The 19,920-nt window shown below is 65.1% G+C and carries 8 protein-coding genes; 1 reads left to right on the top strand and 7 read right to left on the bottom strand.

The features are described 5' to 3' along the window. Positions 1-2: 2 nt before the first annotated feature. A complete protein-coding gene (brxL, locus tag HT579_12030; protein ID QKS29570.1) occupies positions 3-2,045 on the top strand; it encodes a protease Lon-related BREX system protein BrxL in 2,043 nt (680 codons plus the stop codon). A 253-nt stretch (positions 2,046-2,298) separates the two neighbouring features. Here the strand turns inward: brxL and HT579_12025 are convergent, their stop codons facing one another. From HT579_12025 to HT579_11995, 7 genes are all read right to left on the bottom strand, one after another. Further along, the gene (locus HT579_12025; GenBank protein QKS29569.1) at positions 2,299-4,932 is read right to left on the bottom strand and encodes a DEAD/DEAH box helicase; all 2,634 of its coding nucleotides are present in this window, start codon (positions 4,930-4,932) and stop codon (positions 2,299-2,301) included. Beyond that, complete coding sequence (locus HT579_12020) at positions 4,932-12,488, bottom strand: hypothetical protein (protein QKS29568.1); 7,557 nt, start codon at positions 12,486-12,488, stop codon at positions 4,932-4,934. The genes HT579_12025 and HT579_12020 overlap by 1 nt, the downstream gene beginning before the upstream one ends. Positions 12,489-13,127: 639 nt before the next feature. Then, on the bottom strand, positions 13,128-15,263 hold the full coding sequence (locus HT579_12015; GenBank protein ID QKS29567.1) for a hypothetical protein: 2,136 nt from the start codon (positions 15,261-15,263) through the stop codon (positions 13,128-13,130). Then, complete coding sequence (locus tag HT579_12010) at positions 15,247-15,981, bottom strand: hypothetical protein (protein ID QKS29566.1); 735 nt, start codon at positions 15,979-15,981, stop codon at positions 15,247-15,249. The genes HT579_12015 and HT579_12010 overlap by 17 nt, the downstream gene beginning before the upstream one ends. Before the next feature lie 172 nt (positions 15,982-16,153). Continuing rightward, positions 16,154-16,771: a DUF4400 domain-containing protein gene (locus HT579_12005; protein QKS29565.1), complete on the bottom strand. Its 618-nt coding sequence runs from the start codon at positions 16,769-16,771 to the stop codon at positions 16,154-16,156. Further along, positions 16,768-18,585, bottom strand: coding sequence for a conjugative transfer system coupling protein TraD (gene traD / locus HT579_12000; GenBank protein QKS29564.1), 1,818 nt, complete (start codon positions 18,583-18,585; stop codon positions 16,768-16,770). Before traD ends, HT579_12005 begins: the two co-directional genes overlap by 4 nt. 24 nt (positions 18,586-18,609) lie before the next feature. Beyond that, on the bottom strand, positions 18,610-19,044 hold the full coding sequence (locus HT579_11995) for a hypothetical protein (GenBank protein QKS29563.1): 435 nt from the start codon (positions 19,042-19,044) through the stop codon (positions 18,610-18,612). Positions 19,045-19,920: the final 876 nt, after the last annotated feature.

Below are 19,920 nucleotides of genomic sequence, written 5' to 3'. Positions count from 1 at the left end.
CCATGACGAACGAAACGGCACCGAGGCGAGACGACCTCGACGACAAGGTCAACCGGCTGTTCGCGGGCAAGGTCGTCCGCAAGGACCTCGTCCGCAAGGTCAAGGTTGGCGCAAACGTGCCGGTGTTCGTCCTCGAGTACCTGCTCGGGAAGTACTGCGCGTCGTCGGACGAGATGGCCATCCACATGGGGCTGCAGGTCGTCAACGACACGCTCGCGGACAACTACATCCGCGCCGACGAGTCGATGAAGGCGCAGGCGATGGTCAAGGATCGCGGGCGGCACACCTTCATCGACAAGGTGAAGGTCCGCCTTGTCGACTCGGACTACTGGGCCGAGGTCACGAACTTCGGCCACAAGAACGTCCACGTGCCCGAGCACTACGTGCGCGACTACGAGCGTCTGGTGATGGGCGGTGTCTGGTCGCAGGTCGACATGCGCTTCGAGTACGACGAGGAGTCGCGAGGCAAGAACCCGTTCTGGATCGACAAGCTCACGCCCATCCAGATCGCCACCTTCGATCTCGAAGAGTACCGCCGCGTCCGGGGCGAGTTCACGACCGACGAGTGGCTCGACCTCCTCATGCGGAGCATGGGATACGAGCCGGGCGAGATGTCGCGACGCTTGAAGCTGCTCTTCCTCGTGCGCCTCATCCCGCTCGCTGAACGCAACTACAACATGGTCGAACTCGGGCCTCGCGGTACGGGCAAGAGCTACGTCGTTCAGGAGGTCTCGCCGTACTCGGCCCTGCTCACCGGCGGCACCACGGTCGCGAACCTCTTCGGCCACATGAGCGGCCGCCAGAAGGGCATGGTGCAGATTTGGGACGTCGTCGGCTTCGACGAGGTCGCCGACCTCCAGAAGATGCCGAAGGAGGTCATCACAACGATGAAGACCTACTGCGAGTCCGGCACCTTCCAGCGTGGGCAGGAGGCCGTCTCGGGCGATGCGAGCATCGCGATGTTCGGCAACACCAACCAGCCCGTCGACGTGATGGTTCAGACCGGCCACCTCTTCGCGCCGATGCCAGACATCATCCGCGACGACATGGCCTTCATCGATCGCATGCACTTTTACCTCCCCGGGTGGGAGATTCCGAAGATGCGGAACGACCTTTTCACGAACCATTACGGGTTCGTCGTCGACTACCTCGCCGAGGCGCTCCGGGAGATGCGGAAACACAACTTCACCGAGGTCATCGACCGCCACTTTTCGCTTGGTGCGCACCTCAACGCCCGCGACCGAAAGGCCGTGCGCAAGACGGTCTCGGGCCTGATGAAGATCCTTTTCCCGCAAGGCAAAGTGACCCAAGACGAACTCGCAGACGTCCTCGAGCTCGCCATCGAGGGCCGGCGGCGCGTGAAGGAGCAGCTCAAGAAGATGGGCTCCTTCGAGTACTATCACACGTCCTTCAGCTATACGCTGCAGGAGACCGGCGAGGAGAAGTTCGTCGGCGTGCCCGAGCAGGGCGGCCGCGATCTCATCTCCACCGAACCGCTGGCCCCTGGCACCGCCTACAGCGCGGGCGTGACGTCCGACCACACCGTCGGCCTCTACCGCGTCGAGGTCTCCGTCTCGAGCGGCACCGGCAAGCTCAAGCTCGCAGGCGGCGTGGCCGGCGCGATGAAGGAGTCCGTCCAGCGCGCTTTCAGTTTCGTTCAAGCGAGGAAGACGGAGTTGGGCATCGCGCGCGACCTCGACGTCTCCGATATCCACGTGGAGGTGATTGACCTCTTGGCCAACCGCGTCGAGGCCGAGCTCGGGGTGGCCTTCTTCGTCGCCACTTACTCCGCGCTGCGAAAAGCGCCAGTCAGCCCCGCGCTCCTCATTCTCGGCGACATGAGCGTCCAGGGGAACATCAAGCCGCTACGCTCCCTCGCTGAGCCGCTCCAGGTTGCGAAGGACAACGGCGCTCGGCGCGCCCTCATCCCCATTGAGAACAAGCGTAACTTTCTCGATGTGAGCGCCGACATCATGGAGCAGGTCGACCCTGTCTTCTACGGTGACCCGAAAACGGCGGCAATGAAAGTTCTGGGGCTTCCGTGATACCGACTGTCATGGCAGTCCATTCACCCGCCGACAGCTGTTCGAATCGGTTCCCCCTCGACCGATATTGCAGGCCGACGGGCAAGTGGCGACAGCCAGACGGCCTTCCGTGTGCAGCACGGTCGGAAATGCCGCATTGAGTCGCTGATGGCACTTGCGCTTGGCGAAGGAACGAGGGGCCCCCGCTGCCGCGGTGCCGGTGACTCCTTTTTTGCCAGCCTGTCACCTTGGTGGTGGCATGCCCAGATCGGTCTTAGGCTGGCCACACCAGCGCAGATTCCTTCGCGATGCGCGAACCGAACGGCAGGTCCAGCTTGTCCAGGAGTTCGTCGGCCGCAGCCGTGGCGGCTCCGCGCCATTGCGTCAGCAGGTCTACGTCAATGGTTCTGACGACAGACTCCGATCTGACGTTGCAGCGGTTCAGTAATCGTAGCACCTCCCAGTCGCGAAGGACGGTGAAGCTCCCTATCGATCCAGTGAGCCCCACGATAGCCCGTCGAGAGGAAGTCGAGACGTTGGTGATCCTGCTCGACACCTCAAGCACCATCAGCGGCGCATCCATGCCTTCGACCACACACAAGGCACCCTGCAAGCGAGCCGACTGGTGCAGGGCCTTTTCCAGAACGGGATGGCCAACACCCATCAAGTCCGCGGTGTTCGGGGCACTTCGATCGAACACCAAGTTGTCGTAGGACTTGCGTATCGCGTGACTGCTCAGCCAGCCCTCCGGTGTCTTGAACGATAAGAAGTGGCCTTCGACCTTCGGCCGCCTACGGTTCAGAGTCAGTGCGTTCTGAAAGAACGGCATCAGGTCAGGGAGATCCACCGGCGGTACGTCTTTCAACTCCGACAGGTCGAAGCTCTCTGCATGGCCGACTAGGTCTCTCACGGTCTTGATAGCGGATTCGCCTCCAAGCGTGCCGGTCTCACCATCGAACCAGGCGTCGAGCCTCTCCCTTGGGACGTTGACTGCCTCCGAGAACAGCTGGTCGAACATGCTGTCGCTACTCATCCCGAGTACGAGCTGCATCAAGTCCTCGGGCTCATCCATCGCCGATCCAAGGGCCCACATGATGCTGTTCAGCTTCTGCTCCAGCTTTTGCCAGATCATGGCCTCGACAGTGTCAGGATTACGAAGCGACACCACTTGGACTGGGCGCTGTTGCCCGTATCGGTTGAGTCGGCCCACGCGCTGGTGGAGTCGCATCGGGTTCCAAGGCAGATCGACGTGAATCAATGCACTGCAGCGCTCCTGGAGATCGATACCCTCCCCGCCGGCCTCTGTGGAGGCGAGGAAGCGAATGCGACCGGCGTTGAACGCATCACACACGTCTTCACGCCGACCCGCCATCTGGGTCACGCGGCCATCCGGAAGCCTGATGTCTTCCAGGCGATCGTCTCCGTTCATGAACCCGACCGAGCCCTGACCGAACTCGGCCATCAACGCACCGACCACGAGCGACTGGGTCCGCTTGTACTCGGTGAACAGCAGGACCGGCTCTGTGGGGAAGCGAGCCTTGATGACCTCGACGATCCGACCTATCCGGGTCTCGGCAGTCACTTGGCCCGCCGCGGCGATGAGATCGGCGAGATACCGTCCCTCGTTCTCCATCAGCCTGAGTCGAGCCTGCTTCTCGTCTCTGAGCCAGCGCTGAAGCGCTTGATCGACCTCATCGCTGTCATCGACCTCCAAGGAGTCAAGCTCGGTCCTCGACTTGGCAGCCTCCGCGCTGAGTCGCTTCAGCCTCGTGCGTAGCGCGGCTACCACCGCGGCGACGGAACTCGAAGCCAGCTTCTGAAGTGCGATCAAAACGAGCATCACCTGGCCGCCTTCCGTACGGCTAAGCGATGTCGCATACGCCTTGCCAGCCAAGATGAACTCAGACATCAGGTCGTAAAAGCTCTCCTCCGCTGGCGAGTAAGTGAAGGTTTCCGGGTGCTGAACGACGGGCTTGAACAGCAGTTGGCCTTTCATGTCGGTAGCCTGTTGCTTGGCGTTCCGGATCAAGAAGCGCGGCAGCGCCTGCAGCATTCCCGCTTCGTTCTTCCTTGGACCGAACTGCTCGGCATCCAGCAGGCTCATCAGAGACCAGAAGCCGAAGCTCTTGCCACGGTGAGGCGTACCCGTGAAGAGGACACAAGATGCGATCTTCCCCGCCATGTTCAATCTCTCGACAAGCTCGAAGCCGAGCGTCTTGCCCGTCTCCTCGTCCGCGTAGAGATGGTGCGCCTCGTCGACCAGCACCATGTCCCATCCTGGCGCATCCAGGAGCCGCTCATGCCGACCGTTTCGATCCGCGCGCAGCGTCGGCAGGGACGCAACGACGATCTGGTGGATCCCCCAGAAGTCAGTCCGATCCGTATCCAGGTCGCTGTGATATGTGGCCGCACGGATGTCGAACATCCGCTTCAGCCGCATCTGCCACTGACTCACGAGCTTCGCCGGCGAGAGAATGAGGACTCGCTGCACCTTGCGATTGGCGAGCAAGGGCCACAGCAGCAGTCCAGCCTCGATGGTCTTACCCATCCCCACGTCGTCGGCGACCAGTAGACGAATAGGCCAGGTCCGAAGCGCACGGTGGCATACCCACAGCTGATGAGGCAGCAGCGATATCCGCGATCTGGTGAACACCCCCCAGGCCTCGTTCACCGACGAGATCACGTCGCCCTGGATGCGCAGGGCAACTTCGATGGAGGGTGCGATCTGTCCCGTGGTTACGGCCTCGGAAACCGAGGTGACGGACGTCAGCTCGTTCGTCAGGACCTGCTCGATCCCGTGGGCGAACCGGACGACGGTTGTGTCGCGCTCCGTGAGCAAAACGGTGCCCTGTCCATGTCGAGGATGCAGCACCAGCGCACCTGACGGGCGTCCAGTTCCAGTTGTCATCACAGCGCTGCCTCCCGGTTCTCTGCGTCATCATCCGACTCACTGTCGGCCCATCGCTCAACATCCCTGGCGGCAGCGGAGTCGGTTGCGAAGAGCTGAAGGGGAATGTCGTAGGCGCCCCCAAAGCAGGCACCCTCCTCACCCAGCTCGTCAACGAGCACCCTAAAAATGCCGCTGCTGTTGTCGACATCGCTGTAGCCGAGACCACTCATGAGATTGATCACCGAACTCCTGGGCGCAAAGGCCATCTCTTTGGCGATCGGGGACGACAGAACGTCCGCTCTCAGCAATTCGCGGATCACGAGGTGTTGCCCGAGACGGAGGATGCCACTGAGCGTCGGCGCATCGATGCCGGAACCGCTCAGGCTGGGATCGGATGCCGGAGACAGCAGGAACCTGGCGAAGACCGATTCGCGTCTGTCCAGGGTCTGGAAAAGATGGACGTACTCGTTCAGCCAACGCGCAACCCGGTAGAGCCTCGGAAAGCTGTCCATCCACAGCTCGAAGACCGTGTCCGTCTGCCGTTCCTCGCCGTAGGCCCGCAGGATGCCCAGCCAAGCTTCGGCTCCGACATCCGGATCGATTTCGCAGATCGTCTGCCACCACCCGCGGGCATTGAGGAACTCGAGGAAGCCACGATGCTGCTGATCGGTCACGCGGCCGTACCTGCGGAACACCCCTAGGCTGAAGAGCGTCATCCACGCCGTCCGATCGAACGGATCCGCCTTGAGTGCGCCGCGGTCGACGCCGGCCGGCCACAGGCGCTCATCGAACTTTCTCAGCCACACTTCGCCTCGCTCGGCCCACCAACCGTGAATCGCGTGCAAGTCGATGCTTGGCGTTAAAGGGGGTAATACATCTGGCGCGGATGCGGCGACGCCCAGCAGGCTCAGCAGGAGGCGACGCTCCTCGACCGCAAGATGCTGAAGGGCACTGGAGTCCTCTTGCAGTTCGAACAGCCACCCGCCACGCTCGCGGTGCGAGCGCAGCACGTTGATGACAGGTCCGTACAGGTTGCGGATCAGCCAATCCGCGACGGCCGTACGCTGCTCGATGGTCGTGGCGTTCACGCACCACCCCGCAACGCTACTGGCGTCGGGCGGACGATGCGGCAAGTACTCCTCCACGTAGTGGAAGTCCCGCCCTGCCGAAACGTAGTCGGGATGCAGCACCACCGAATCCGGCGCGAAGCGGGCGAGCAATTCGCCTTCCATTCCTAGGCGGCCGATCAGCGCCTTGGCCGGCACCCAGGCTGCGTTGCGGGCACGCAGCAGGAGGCCAGCGGCTTCTTCCCGCCAACGGCTGCTCTCGCCGAGGTTGCTCGGCCACAGGCGCAAGATGCTGGCCAAGGCCGACATCTCCGATGGCGGGAGACGGCCGCCCGGGAGACATCCGAGCACTTCAGCCATTCCGAGCGACGGAATCTGCCCATCCTGCAGGAGACCGACGCGCTCGATCCAATCGCGGACGGGCTCCGTGCACCAGCCATCGACGGGGTATCTCTCCAGGAACAAGGCCCATTGCAGTAGCGCAGGCAGTACGCTGGACAAGTAGCCCGGATTTACGGACAGGTTCAACCCGCGGAGTTGCACAAGATCGCCGCGCTCGTCCGCGAAGCCATTGGGAACCACGCCGGTGCGTTCGACGACATGCCGGAAGACCGCGCAGCCGAAGGTATCCAAGAGGCGGACGTCCATTGCCGCGTCCTCGCCGGGCACCTCTCCGACTAGCTTCTCCCACAGACTGCGCCAGAACCCGGCGGCCGACAAGGAACTCGAAAGCCTTAGCCGCTCAACCAGTTGCGGCCAGTTCGATTGCGAATCAGCCAGAAGGTCAACCAGCTGCGGACCGACCTCGTCCGCGATAGCTTTGACGATCTTGGTGTTGGTCGCTGTCGCTGCTTGTCCGAGAGCAAGAGTGGCTCGGCCCGTGTCGATCTGGAACGTGGCGTTCATCAGAACACCGCGAGCAGCAGTTCCCCGCGTCGGTGCCGTGACCCAAATGCCGGGGACGGGAGGTTTCGCCTTCCTGTCGAACTGCTCGATTCCGGCCTTCCCTGTGCGCATCACGACGCACCCCGATGAACCCCGAAACACCAGAACCCCCGAGTGGATCCTCCCCCCATCCACCGGGAGCGAGACCGCTCCGACCTCGATGACGCGGCCACCTGAGAGCCGAACCGGCTGCGGTTGCCATCTGTGGGACTCCCTCTCGACATACACGCAAACCAGCTTGCGTGCAAACACCGGAAGCAATCCCGCCAGGCCGGCAAACCGCTCCACCACTTCCGTGGCCAACCCTTTGTCGTCGAGGGGCAACTCGATGAGTGTCGCCCTGAGTGCCTTCTGGCTCGCGTCGCCCATGCTTTGATGAAGCCGCTTGGTCGCCGGACTTGGCCTCCACTTTCGAGGCAGGCAACCTGCGACGACCTCGAACGAGAGATCTGCGCTCGACACCCGCGGCAAGCTCGAAGCAAGCAGCAGGCTCTTGAAGCCCAGGCCGAACTTGCCGGTCACGCCCTCCTCTTCGTCCTTGGCGGAGGCCCCGAGCATGAGCATGCGCTCCAGGTCGTTCCCGAACTCCGGTCTGTAACTCGTGTGACGACCGGCGTAGTTGATGGGTCGCCCCCAGTGCGCGAACCGGATCGTTGCCTCCGACGACTGAACGACGAAACTCCCGATGGCGTCGGCCTCGAACTCCGGGCGCCCATCGGCACGCTGTAGCAGTTGCATCTCGACGACTGCGTCGTCCGCGTTCTGGAACACCTCGAACGGGATGCTGGAGAACTCGTACTGGTTATGGGTGACGCGCGCCCGGATCCCCGCGAGGATGGTTGCTTGCACGCCCTCATCGGACTCGACGAGGCCCGCGAGGTCGGCGAGCGCCTTCTCGAGTTCCTCCTCTGCGCTGCCGCCCGCGCGCCTTGCTCTCTTCGCACTCGCTGCGGCCCGCCGGGCCAGATCTAACCTGCCAAGCGCCTCCGCCAGCTTGCGGCTCTTCCCCACTCCCGGGAGCGACTTAAGCGACTGCGGAAGACCATCGAGGATCAATCCGCGAGCCACATCGAGCGTGACCTGGTCCGCCTCCTCTGCCAGTGCAAAGAATTCGGACAGGTTCGCATGCTTCTGGTTGTACAAGCCCCGCAGCAGAGACTCGCACGTGCGCATCAGGATGTCTCGTTGATCCTGTAGCTCTCTTTCGAGCAAGACCGACGCCGGGTGCAGGTGCACCCTGCAGGAGAACCCGCGCCATCTGTCCGTCATGACGTGCAGGGACTGAAGATCTTCGACGGGAGCCAAGCGCACCTTCTTGCTCTCGCCCGTCAGGGACTTCGCGGTGATGTGGGAACCCTTCACCACGTGGATGCGAACCGACAGCGTCGCCAGCGCTTCCCTCACGGACCTTCTGCTCATCCACTCCCAGCGCTGGGCGGCCGTGTCGAACCCCGGATCGCGCCATCCGAGCTTCGCGAGGTAGTCCTCGTAATCGATGGGATCGAGCCAGCTCCTCGCGAGCGCTGCGACACGCTCTCCGAAGAGACCGATGAATGCGCCGACGGCCTGCTTGGCCCCGCTGGACGAGAGAGGCTCGACGTACTCCTCCAGCTCCCGCAGAAGTTGTTCGTTCGACCCCCCGTCCGAGTCGTCTTTCTCGGCCGCAAGCTGCTCGTCCGGAAGCGATCGATTGTCGACGGCGACCCCCTGAAGCAGCTCGACATGCTCCACGCGCAAGAGGCTCTCGGGCGATATGCCGTGCACGCCGGCAACCAGTTCCTCCGCAGGCGCCCAAGTTCCTGCCTTGCTCAGCAAGCGCAGTCCCGGAAGAGCGCTGCGCAACTCCGCTTCGCCTCCGCTGCTGCGCCACTCGCGAAGATACTGCTCGAAGACCACCCGAACCGTGTTGCTTTGCCCCAGGCTCGATATCTGAATCAGCGTCCGATGGCACGCGTCCGTGGAGAGCTGACGTGCTACTTCCGGCACGAGGTGTTTCTCGACCGCATCCGGTGATGTCGCGACAGCAGCGCGCTCGAGCAGCTTCCATGCTGGCAGAGCTTCGATGGCGACCAGGGTTGATATGTGCTGCTGTAGTTCACGGTAGGTGAATGCGACGACGCGCCCGACCGAGAGCTTGGCGTCCGACATCAGTTGCCCCAGCACCGGCAAGGCATCCTCGCCCTCGCTGACCTGGTCGAGCAGGGCCGTGAACGCCGGGTGTGACTGAAGCTCCGACGAGAGGTTCGCTGGACTTGCGTATGCGTACGCGCATTGCCGGGCGAGATCCCTGATCTCCGCGTCCAGGTTGGCGAGACGGATCAGGCTGCCGATAGAAATGAAGCCACCGCTTTGCAGCGGCAGCCACGGCACCTCTGTCCACGCCTCTGGGGGCTTGGACCTGAGCGCGGGAGAGCTCGCCAGAAGGTCCATCAGGTAGCGCCAGTGCTGACCCGGATCCTGACTGCTCAGGACGTGTGCGGCAGCGGTCGTGACGTTCCAAAGCCGGATCCACTTCTGCTGTCGTCCGAGATGATCTTCGTTGGCAGAGGGCTTGATGAGGCGAATCCCCAATGCCATTGCTTCCGGCAATGGCGGATCGTCTCCAAGGAAGCAGTCGCCGATTGCCGTTCCAATTCCGCCGGCCGTGTCACGATGAAGCGGCAGGTGTCTCCACGAATGCTTCTCGGCCACGCGCCCCAAGAGAAAATCGATCTCCTCGGACGAGAACGCCGAGGCGTCCACCCGGCTGAAGTCGATGCATGCGCGCAGTCGATTAAGCACCGAGGTCTCGTCTACCGCCTGCACGTTGAGCGTCCGCGCACATTTATCCGGAATGGAACTGCACAGCCGGTCAGCCAGGATTCGCCACGGTGACTCGTCGATCATTCGCCACAATCGAACCCACGGAGACTTCTGCCCCACCGGGTCCTTCCAGAGCACGTCCGCCGTGTCCAGGTAATGGTCTGCGGAGCCGTGCAGGAGGTACCTCACACCCCTGACCACGGTTCGATCGTCTAGTCGAGCCGTCGCCACCAGCGTGAGAAGCTCGGCCCGTTGCGACTCGCTTCCAAGCTCGGGCGCTGTGGACTCGGCACCCGCGCAGCGGAGGATCGCTTCTACGTTCTCGGTGCCCGGAACTCTGCCGGCACTCGAGTCACGCGCCGTTTCGGCATACGCCGCCACCGCGGATCGAACGATCAATGTGCCAAGGGCTGGCAACGCCTGCGCCAGCTTGGGGACGAACCCAAGAGGCCGGGTCGCGTCGGACACTTTGAAAAGCGTACCCCGAGTGTGCGCTTGCATCACGTCCGCAAGAGAAACCGCCTCGACCTCGCTATTGTGGCCTCTCCAGGCTCGAAGTACCTTCAGCCAGTCGCATTGCCTGAGCAGTGCGACTTGCGCTTGCGCGTCATCGGCACCGGCGGCCTTGATGATCCGTTCGGCGGCGTCGAGCATCTGCGCAGGCGTCGAGTCACTTGCCGAGGTGCCGCTCGAATTACCGCGCGTCAGCGCCTGCAGCCAGGCCAGCAAGTCTGCCTGGCGCGGCTTTGCATCGACTCCGTCGGGCGCCAAGTCGCCGGGTAGCGGCAGGGCCCTCGTGGGGCTCGCCAAGATCTTGCGGAGCAGCCTCTCCGGGAGCGCTCCCTTGGCGTTAGGGTCGACCGGCCCTAGGCCGAAGACTCGGTCTCCCGTGAGAAGCGCCACGATCCTCTTGAAGATCTTCCTGTGTTGGCGGACTTCAGCCAGCCGGGAGCCCAACAGAAAACGACGCAGTTCCACTACTAGGGCATCCTGAACCTCTCCGGCCTGCACGCACCGCCGCCCCTCCTGCTCGAGGAACCCGGCGAGATAGTCGAGATCGGTCTCGCTCTTTAGGACTTCCGGATTCAATCCGGTCAACGCCTTGAGCAATAACTCGGGCTCCCAGATGGCCACGGCACGCAAGAGACGCGGGGCGTCCGCGTCGATCAAGGCGTATCTCCCCACCAGCACAGCCAAGCCGGGTAATACGCGCCAGGGTCTCTCCGGGTCGCGAGCTGGCGGCGCCGGCAGCGCCAGTAGTTGTTCGGCACTCGACTCGATGAGTTCCCACCGCGCACCGGTCCTCACAAGACGGCGAACCCACGAGTGCCTCTCGCACATCAAGGACCGAAACGTCGGGAAGAACTCCACGCGACTTCCCGCGTCTCCGACGGCGGCACACCGCGTTATGGCAGCGGTGAGTTCCGCCGCCTCATCGTCCTTGAGGCCCGTCGCCGTCACGTACTCGGCGAGCGTAGGCAGAAACTCGGGCAGGACCGACTCCTGAGCGAGCGCCTGATTCCACTGGCGGATGAGGGCATGCTGCGAGGGCTCCCCTGCCGGCAAGGACTCGCGCGGTCTGTCCAGAGACTCCATGTCGGCAATACCGCGGCGGCCGGCGTCGACGAAGAACTGACCGTGCAGCACGATCCGGTATTCCCGTGAGGATCCGGGGATCAGGGCCTCGTAGCTGAACCGTTGCTCATCCGCTGGAAGGAACACTGCCCACTGCAGAATGACCCGGCCAGGCCGGCTGTTGGCGTGAGTGAACATCAAGGCGGCTTCGGCGATCGCCTTGTCGGGCCGCGGCTCCCTCCGGCCGGATTCCGTGATCACCATCGACGTCGGCCAGCTACTGTAGGCCCGCAGCGCTGCGAACGGCTCCGCCTCGCAAGCGACTCGCTGTCGAACCAGGAAGTGCATGTGCTCGGCACGCGGCCGATCGTCCCGGACGACACCGTGGATACGACGGGCATCGGTCGTATGATCCAGTCTCTGCCCCGCAGGCTGGGCATCCAATGTGACCGTGAACGGTTGCCGCATGGATGCGCCTGCGAACCGAACCCTCTCGAGGCTCTTCAGCAAGGGCAAGACGGCCCCGATGCGCTGATCCGTCCGGGGATCGGAGAAGAAGTCGAGATCCTCGTGTGGGTTCTCGCCGGGGTAGCGCTCGATGATGGCCGCTGCAGGGCGGTCGGTACCACGCGGAATATGCGATCGCTGTCGCAGTGGGACCCACAACAGGAACCAGTCCGTGGCCCGTGACACCTCCGGCTGCTCCCTGGCCACCGACGCAATGCACTCGACGTCGCGACTCGTGACTTGCTCCCATTGGAGGTGCATCGCCGCACAATCGGCATCCTCGGCCTTCCATGGGTTGAGGACATCGTGGACCAACTCGCCACCGCCACAGGCTACGTAGAGGAAACTCTCGCACAGGTGAAACACGCTCTTCATCCCAAGCCCGAACTTGCCAATGGCACCTGAGTCCCCGGCCTTTGCGTTGAGCCCGAAAGAACGGATGGCGCGCCGATCGCTCGACTTGAACGCACCATCGTTCAGAACCCAGAGCGCTGGTCCGCGCAGGAGCATGTGGTCGGCCGAGTCACCATGTCCCGGGTGGTAGCCAAACACCAGATTCCTGGCGCCCGCGTCGTCTGCGTTCTGTACCAGTTCCTTGAGGATCGGAAACCCGCTCTTGTACCGATCGCGCAGGTTGATCGCGATCTGGTTGACGTAGTCGGTGCTGAACCCAGTCACTTCGTCCCAACCCCGTGAAGTTAGCCTCTACATCGACACATCTCCGCGGATAAAGTCCGCGAATTTCTGTGAATCCAATGGCTGGTGAGCCACCGCTTCGCTTGGGCAACATGACGTTGGCCAAGCGTTCATCGAGCGAAGGCGAGAAGCGATGGCTGGGCATGAGCTTATCGTAAGCACGTATATGTTGCCAACGCTGTTGAGTGCCCAGTGCGGACGAGCCGGGAAAGTCTGGCGGAAGTCCAACTGCAACGCTCGCAACTCAGTTCTGTAGCCCTGGCGGGCAATATCTTGCCCTCGGCTAGCGGCGGTTGCGCAGTAAGCAGCTACGCCCTTGATCGTCTCGCACTGACCACAGCGGATGCCCTTTCGTGTACGCCGGCAGTGCTCCGCTCAGAGGTCAGTACCACACCCTCTTCCAGCCCGCTCAGTACCCCGGCTTGAACCAGTGCCTCGTGCGTCGAGCCTCCTCCGTTTGGCGATAGTGCCGTTGGAGCAGGTTGAACGCCTTCCTTGACAGGGCGCCTGCTGAGGCATCACCGCAGTGGTCGAGGCGCGTGGCATGGACGGTTTGCCGGAGCAGTCGCGGAGCGCGCGGGTCGGACGGGAAGCGTGCGACAAAATCCAGCGTGTTCTGCATCAAGAGGTTCGTGCGCGGCGGCAGGGCGTCGAGAACCTGGCGTTCCGCCCGCCACCGTTCGAGCGCGTCGACCGGCAGGAGGCGCAGCGCCGCTTCCCCGAACCGGTACGCGGGATCGTCGCGGTCACCCCAGCCTTCTTCCTGACGTTCGGCGACGACCGGCGGCCGCAGCCGACACCAGTCTCCGCCCACGACGGGCGCCAGGGCCCGATTCCACAGCGTGAGCCTGCCCTCCATGAGAAACACGGCGTCGTCACCGATCGAGGCCAGCCGGGCCGAGTCTTCCGACGACAGGTGCTCTGCAACTCGGGGAGCCCCAGAATGTTCCGTGCCGACTGGGTGTCCCCGCGCAGGACGGCGCGGGCCCAGAGCATCCCCGCCACCTGCCGCCGCAACGTCTCCGGCCACGCCGCTTGCGTCGCGGTTGCGAGCAGGGCCGAGTCGGGCAATTCGTAATCCAGGATCCAGGTCCCGTCCGCATCCCAGACGCGCGACGTCTCCGCCACGACGGGCGGCCCCTTCAGCAGGGTGTCCCGGTCGATGCCGCCGCCCCGCTCGCGTACCGCATCGCTCCAGAACTCTTCGAGGCTGGCCGCCGAGAGCATCCGGTACTGGCGGACCCGGTTGCGCGCCGAGTAATCCGCCACCACCTCGGGACGGGCCAGCAGCACTTCCGCCAGATGTCGCCCGTCGTCGCGGCCGCTGAGCCGCAGGCGGTGCAACAGGAAGGTGGTCGAACCCGGGTGTCCATCCGGAACGTCGGCGAGAGCCTGCAGCAGCGCCTCGCGGTGCGGATCGCCCCGTTCTGCAAAGGCGGCGGCCGTGAACAGCCATGCTCGTTTGCCGGGACTCTTCTGGTAGCGGGTGAACGCCTTCTGGCTCAGTTGGGCACGTCGACACCGGATCTCGGCCGGAGTGGGATAGCTCATGTCGGAGGATACGGCTCGGCCGCCGCACGATCGGCTGGTCGGGTCGCGTGCCTCGATCAACCCGGTCAGCCATTCCCCGAGGGGCTCCGCCGGCGGCAACTGGCGGTGCAGGTAGGCGTAGTCGATGACCGCCTGCCGGAAGGTGGTGGCATCGGTCTGCGGCCGCGACAGGGCGGCTCCGAGTTCCCGAAAACGCGTCGCCGGCTCGAGCCGGACCCCCACCAGGCTGCGCAGAGCCTGCAGGCGCGCCACTTCCTCGTCGGCACCGCGCCGCCTGGCATCGGCCAGCGCGGCGTCCACGTCGCGGCGCAGCTGGCTCACCCGGTTCTCCGCGATCTTTGCGCCCGGGATGACCTCGAGTTCGCGAAAGTGCGCCCGCAAGGCCAGGTACTGGCCCCAGCCCCGCCACGGCGACCGAGCGTCACGGGCAATCGCCCGGAATGCGCGTTCGGCGTCGGCGTAGTGCCCCTCGTAGAACAGCGCGCTGGCGCGCTGGTAATCGCGGTCCTTGAGCAGCAGCCGCGGCGCACCGGGCGGCGGCTCGGGCAGCGACAGATCCGGCAGGGGCATCTCCGGCGGTGTCCTCCCCCACCGAACGCGTCCTTCCGTCGGCACGTCCTTCCGAAAATACTCCGGCCCGAGCCGGCAGCGCGCGAAGACCTGGTGCTGGGCGACGATCCAGTTGCGCAGGGCGGCGCTGCCGGCGCCCCAGACCTCGCTGCGTGCGAGGAGCGTCCGACGCGCCTGCTCCCAGCTATCCGCCGGACAGTTCTCGAACCAGCCCCAGGTCGTCCCCGGCAGATCGGCATCGGCGCTCGGTTCTGCGGCGGGCTCGAGATCCGGGGCTGCCGTCTTCGCCGCCTCGCGCCAGGCCGCCACCGATTTCCGGGGGTCGATGATCGCGCCCAGCTCCCGGTAGCTGAAGGCGTCGGCCGCCTCCGCAGGAAACGGCAGTTCGTTGAAGCGGAACCAGGCGAGCAGCAGCGGCCGTCGCCACCAGGTCCGCTCGACGACGCCCAGGCTGCCGGTCGCCAGATCGCCAATCGGCCGCGCCGGTCCCCACGACGCGAGGAACGGGTCACTGAAGTATTCGCTGCCGTTGGAGGCGCGCACGCCCGCCGGGACGACGGCCAGTGCCGCGGTCAGCAGGAGCACGGCGCAGGCTGCCGGCGCGCGTGTCCACCAGGCACTACCGGGCCGGATCATGCTCGCCTGCTCCGACAGGAGGAGTCCGAGGATTCTGCCCGGTCGGACGCGCACCAAGAAACACGTAGCGGCGCCCCGGCAGAGCCACCGGCCACGGCGGCTCGTCATCGGCCACGCCATGCGCCTCTCGGCAGCGCGGCTCGGGAATCCCGGCCGCACTGCGTGCGATGAAGGCGTCTCTCGCCTTGCCCAGCCGGAAGTACATCGGGACGATCTCGTCGGCCGGCACCTCGGCGAGCCAGCGGTCCCCAAAACACCAACTCGCCAGCGCGGTGACCGAGAGTCGCACCTCCGTCGGCAGTCGCTCGCGGATGGCCTGGACCGCAGCCGTCCAGAAACGCCGCTGCGATTGCCTGGCCTCGAAGTCGAGCTGGATCAGCGGGGGACGGCGCGCCACCAGTGCCTCGGCAACAACCAGGTCGCGCAGTCGGTTCCGCTGCTCGTCGGTGCCGGCGAAGGGCTGCGCGGGATCCACCTCGACGTGAATCAGCGGAATCGAGACGACCCCCGGCGGCAGGGTCAGCGCGCTGCGGCGCGCAACGGCGATCACGCGGCCGCCCGAGAAGTAGACGTGCCGCGTCAACACGGCGGCGCCGACACCGGGCCGGGGTACGGGAAGCTTGTTCGCCGGGCGGTCCCAGTACCACCACCATTCCGCCGGCAACGGCGCGGCCTGAACGCTGCCGACGAGCAGCGCGGCCAAGGCGAGTGCAGGCAAGTTTCGGTGGGAGCGCAGAGGCACGCGGAAAGTGGCCGGTGGAACGCTGAGGGGACACGGCGATTGTCTGCAAACACGGCCGCTTCGGTCAACGGCGATCGAGCCGGCGAAGCCAGCCGCGCCTCGCCCGAATCGTCGCAGCCGTCGCTGCCGCCCCGCCGGTCCCACGCCGTCACAGCCTTTTCTGCAGATTGCTGACCCACAGCCAGAGGGCATGGGCGATGGCGAGGATCAGCGCCGGCGGCAGGAGTGCGGGCATCGGCAGCGGCACGACCAGCCAGGCGACGAGCCCGATCAGAACGATCCAGAGCACCCGCACCGCGAGACTGTGCCGCATCGGGCTCTGCGCGACGAAGGCATGTTTGCGGATCTCGCGCACGAGCTGGCCGTCCAGGTACGCCGCCATCGTCAGCGGAATGCCCGGCAAAAACCATCCCATCAGCACCTGCAGGCGATACGCGACCAGCCCGAGCCACAGCCAGGTGACGACGACCCGGCCCTGCATCCAGTCGGCGAAGCCAGCGGGATCCCAGGGACCCTGGCCGATCGCGCGCACGTCGCGCAGCACTTCCCGGAAGTCCCCCGCCAGAGCGGCCTCGAGATCGTCCCGGGTCCGCCCGAAGAGGACCGCCTCGCCGGCACCGGCCATTGCGTACACCCCGGCCCGCTCGGCCACCCAGGCGCTGCGAATCGCCGCTGGCGGAATCAGCGCCCAGACCGCCGCGATCCCCAGGAGCAGCGCGACGACGACATAGGTACTCGCGGCGGGGTCCCGGCGTGCCGGGTTCATGCGGGCACCACCAGGATCGGAATCCGTCCCTTGAGGGTCCGTCCGCCGGACAGACGCGCCAGGAAGTGCAGCGGCGGCAGTTCCCCGAGCATCGCCGCCGGAAAGAGTTCGGCCTCTTCCTCAAGGATCTGCTCCTGGTAGGATGCCGTGTATTCGGCCTGAACCCGCGGGTCGACCTGATGCCCGTAGCGCAGCGCCAGCGAGCGGACCTTGATCTGCGGCATCCCTTCGGCGAGGTATTTCTGCGTCTCGGAGTCGAGGACGCGCAGGGCGATCTTGTGGTTGGTGTTGGCGAGCACCTGGCGGGCCTTGTTCTCGTCGCCGAGCCGGCTGGCGAAATCGGCAAAGGTCTGCGTCGCGATGGTGACCCGGAAATCCGCCCCGCCCCCCTTGTTCATCAGCTGGATGGCCGGCTGGTTGAGCACTTCGGCCGCTTCGTCGATGAACAGGTTGACCGGCGCCAGCGAGTCGATGCCGTAGTTGTAGCGGTCGCCGGCGACGGCGGCGAGATCGGCGAGCAGGATCGAGCCGATGGCGCTGCCGACGGTCGCGTCGGCCAGTGCATCGAGACCGATGTAGACCACCTTGCGGCCGTGGATGATCTTCGACATGTCGGTCACCAGACGCTCGTGGCCGGGCGCGAAATCCGGCGACAGGAGTTCCTGCAGCGGCTCGCTGGTCAGCATCGAGAGAATCGGGATCAGCGACGCGACCATCTTCTGGAAGTGCTCGCGGTTGTGCTCGTAGGTCGAGATCAGACCATCGAGTTCGACCGACCGGGCTTCGTGCACCGCGATCTCGCGATAGAAGGCGAGATAGCCTTCCAGCAGCCGATCCCGGTGGCGCCTGAGAGCGGCCGCTGCCCGGCTCTCCCAGTCCGGCACGCGCCGGGTGAAGTGCGCCTTCAGGGCGCGCTGCAGGAGTCCGTCGGGGCCGCCTTCGACGTAGCGCCGCAGCTGCACGAGATTCGGCCGATGGCCGGTGGCGATCATGCCGTTGATGATGTCGTTCAACACCTTCCAGCCAAAGGCGGTGAACGGGTCGGCGCCGGTTTCCGAGGGAATCAGCGCGGCGACACGGCTCGCCAGTTCGGTCTTGCGGTTCCAGTTGCGCAGGGGATCGATGCAGGCCGAGCGGTCGGGATGCGCCGGATGGAAATACACGAAGCGCTCCCCTGCCCCGCCGGCAGCGCAGGCGGCACGGGCGTTGCGCGCCAGCGCGTGGTCGCCCTTCGGGTCGATGATGATCACCGTCTCGCCGCGGAAGATCGCCTGCGCGACCAGCAGGTCGAAGAGCCGCGTCTTGCCGACGCGGGTCGTGCCGACGATCAGCGTGTGTCCGACGAGGTGCGACAGTTCGGAATGGAGGTCGGCTTCGCGCGCCAGGCCGTGAATCCAGTAGGCGCCCTCGGTATGCTGCGCGGCCGGGCCGATCGTCCGGGCGACACCGAGCGCCATCAGGGCATGCAGCTTGCTGGCCTCGATGTCGGTCCAGGGGAAGCCCTTCCCCAGCCACAGGCTCTGCGCTTCGGCCGCCCGGCGGGCTTTCCCCTGCAGTTCGGCGAGATCGATGAACTCCTTGCCGAACTGCTGCAGCCGCGAAGCGTCCGCCAGCCGCTGGTAGGCCTGGTATCCGCGGTAGGCCGCCGCCAGCGCACAGCCGACGGCAAGCAGCGCGGAAAAGCGGGAGAAGAGCGGGACAGCCAGCGAGAAGGCAATGATCAGCGCCGATCCGCCGGCCCAGACGAGCGCCATCTTCGCTTCGAAGTTCGGGCGCCAGGGCAGCTCGAAGTCGTAGGGAGAAGCGGTGGCCATCGGACCGGTTCTCGATGCGCCGCGTCAGCGACTCGCCTCGGCACCCGTCCCGTTGGCCTGCTGGAGCAGGCGCACGACGGCGAGGCCGGACCAGATCGCCACCGGCCATTCGGCTGCGGGGAGCCAGGTGGCCAGGATCAGGAGGGCTTCGATGCCGATCGACAGCAGGGCCAGCGCGGCGAGCAGCCGACGGTTCGGCTGCCCACGATGGCTCGACACGGCGAGCACGACCCCCAGCCAGAGCAGGGTGCTGACCAGGGCAGGCGCCGGGGAATGGCCGCGTACCAGTTGCTCGGTCAGACCGCCGAGAACCATGACACCGAGGGCCAGAGCGACGAACGCGCCTGAGTCGGGCATCGCCCTCCAGTCGCCACGCAGCGTCAGCAGACGCCAGGAATGCCCCGCCAGCGAGGTCAGCAGGCTGGCGGGTTCGAATCGTTGCGGTGCTTCGTCGTGCATGGCTTCCTCCCAATGGATCAATGCCTCGTGACGTGGGGCGGCCGACGCGATCTGCCGTATTGGCGGCGCCCGTTGCCGGGCTGGTACGACCTCGTGTTGCCGGTGTGGCAGGGCACGGCCGGCTGGCCCGGTGCAATTCCGGACGACCCAGGGTGGTGTCGATCCGGGCGCACTCCTGACCCATTCTACGGATTCCGCAAAAAATGCAAGCCCCCGAAATCGGCTCCCGGAGGCTCCCTTTCCGGAAGAGTTATCCCCAGAAACGGACCGCCCGAAAAGTTATCCACGTGACAACGCTCTCACCGGCCATCGGCCGCAAACCCTTGCCCCGCAAGGCTTCCAGCCAACCCGCCAGGTTATCCACGTGAAAACGCTCTCACGACCACGTGAAAACGCTCTCACCGCCACGTGAAAACGCTCTCGGCGACCGGCCTGAAAGCCTTGCGGGGCAAGGCTTTGCGGGCTGCTCCAAGTAGTTAACAAGTAGTATGCAAGTATGTTTACAAGTAAGAGGGGCGATCGCCTGTGGATAACTCCCCGGCACACCGCACGGCGGGCACTGGATCGCGATCGGCCACAGAAGGAAATTCCGCAGTTGATCGACCAGGCCGGGCTCCGGCCCCCGCGCCATGGCCGGCAGGAATCAGGCGTCGCGTCGACGGGGCGTGACTGGATCGGCTTGCGGACGGTCCGCGGGTGCAGTCCCTGACTACCAGGAAAGGGATGGCCGGGCGCGTTGGGCAATTGGCGGCAGGAGGCGGTTCGTCGGCCGGCTCACGCTGGGGTCCGTGTCCGCGCATCGCCGTATCGTGAGGCCACCAAGCCCACCGGGCCGGCGATGATGACGATCAGGACCGGAACACGCGAGATCCCGTC

This window comes from Candidatus Accumulibacter similis (assembly GCA_013347225.1).
GTDB classification, from domain to species: Bacteria; Pseudomonadota; Gammaproteobacteria; order Burkholderiales; family Rhodocyclaceae; genus Accumulibacter; species Accumulibacter similis.
This window is presented reverse-complemented; position numbering and strand designations above follow the sequence as displayed.

What these genes read in the sequence shown, in the direction of transcription:
- brxL (QKS29570.1), top strand. Translation starts at nt 3, where the DNA reads ATGACGAACGAAACGGCACCGAGGCGAGACGACCTCGACGACAAGGTC.
- HT579_12025 (QKS29569.1), bottom strand. Translation starts at nt 4,932, where the DNA reads ATGACAACTGGAACTGGACGCCCGTCAGGTGCGCTGGTGCTGCATCCT.
- HT579_12015 (QKS29567.1), bottom strand. Translation starts at nt 15,263, where the DNA reads ATGATCCGGCCCGGTAGTGCCTGGTGGACACGCGCGCCGGCAGCCTGC.
- HT579_12005 (QKS29565.1), bottom strand. Translation starts at nt 16,771, where the DNA reads ATGAACCCGGCACGCCGGGACCCCGCCGCGAGTACCTATGTCGTCGTC.
- traD (QKS29564.1), bottom strand. Translation starts at nt 18,585, where the DNA reads ATGGCCACCGCTTCTCCCTACGACTTCGAGCTGCCCTGGCGCCCGAAC.
- HT579_11995 (QKS29563.1), bottom strand. Translation starts at nt 19,044, where the DNA reads ATGCACGACGAAGCACCGCAACGATTCGAACCCGCCAGCCTGCTGACC.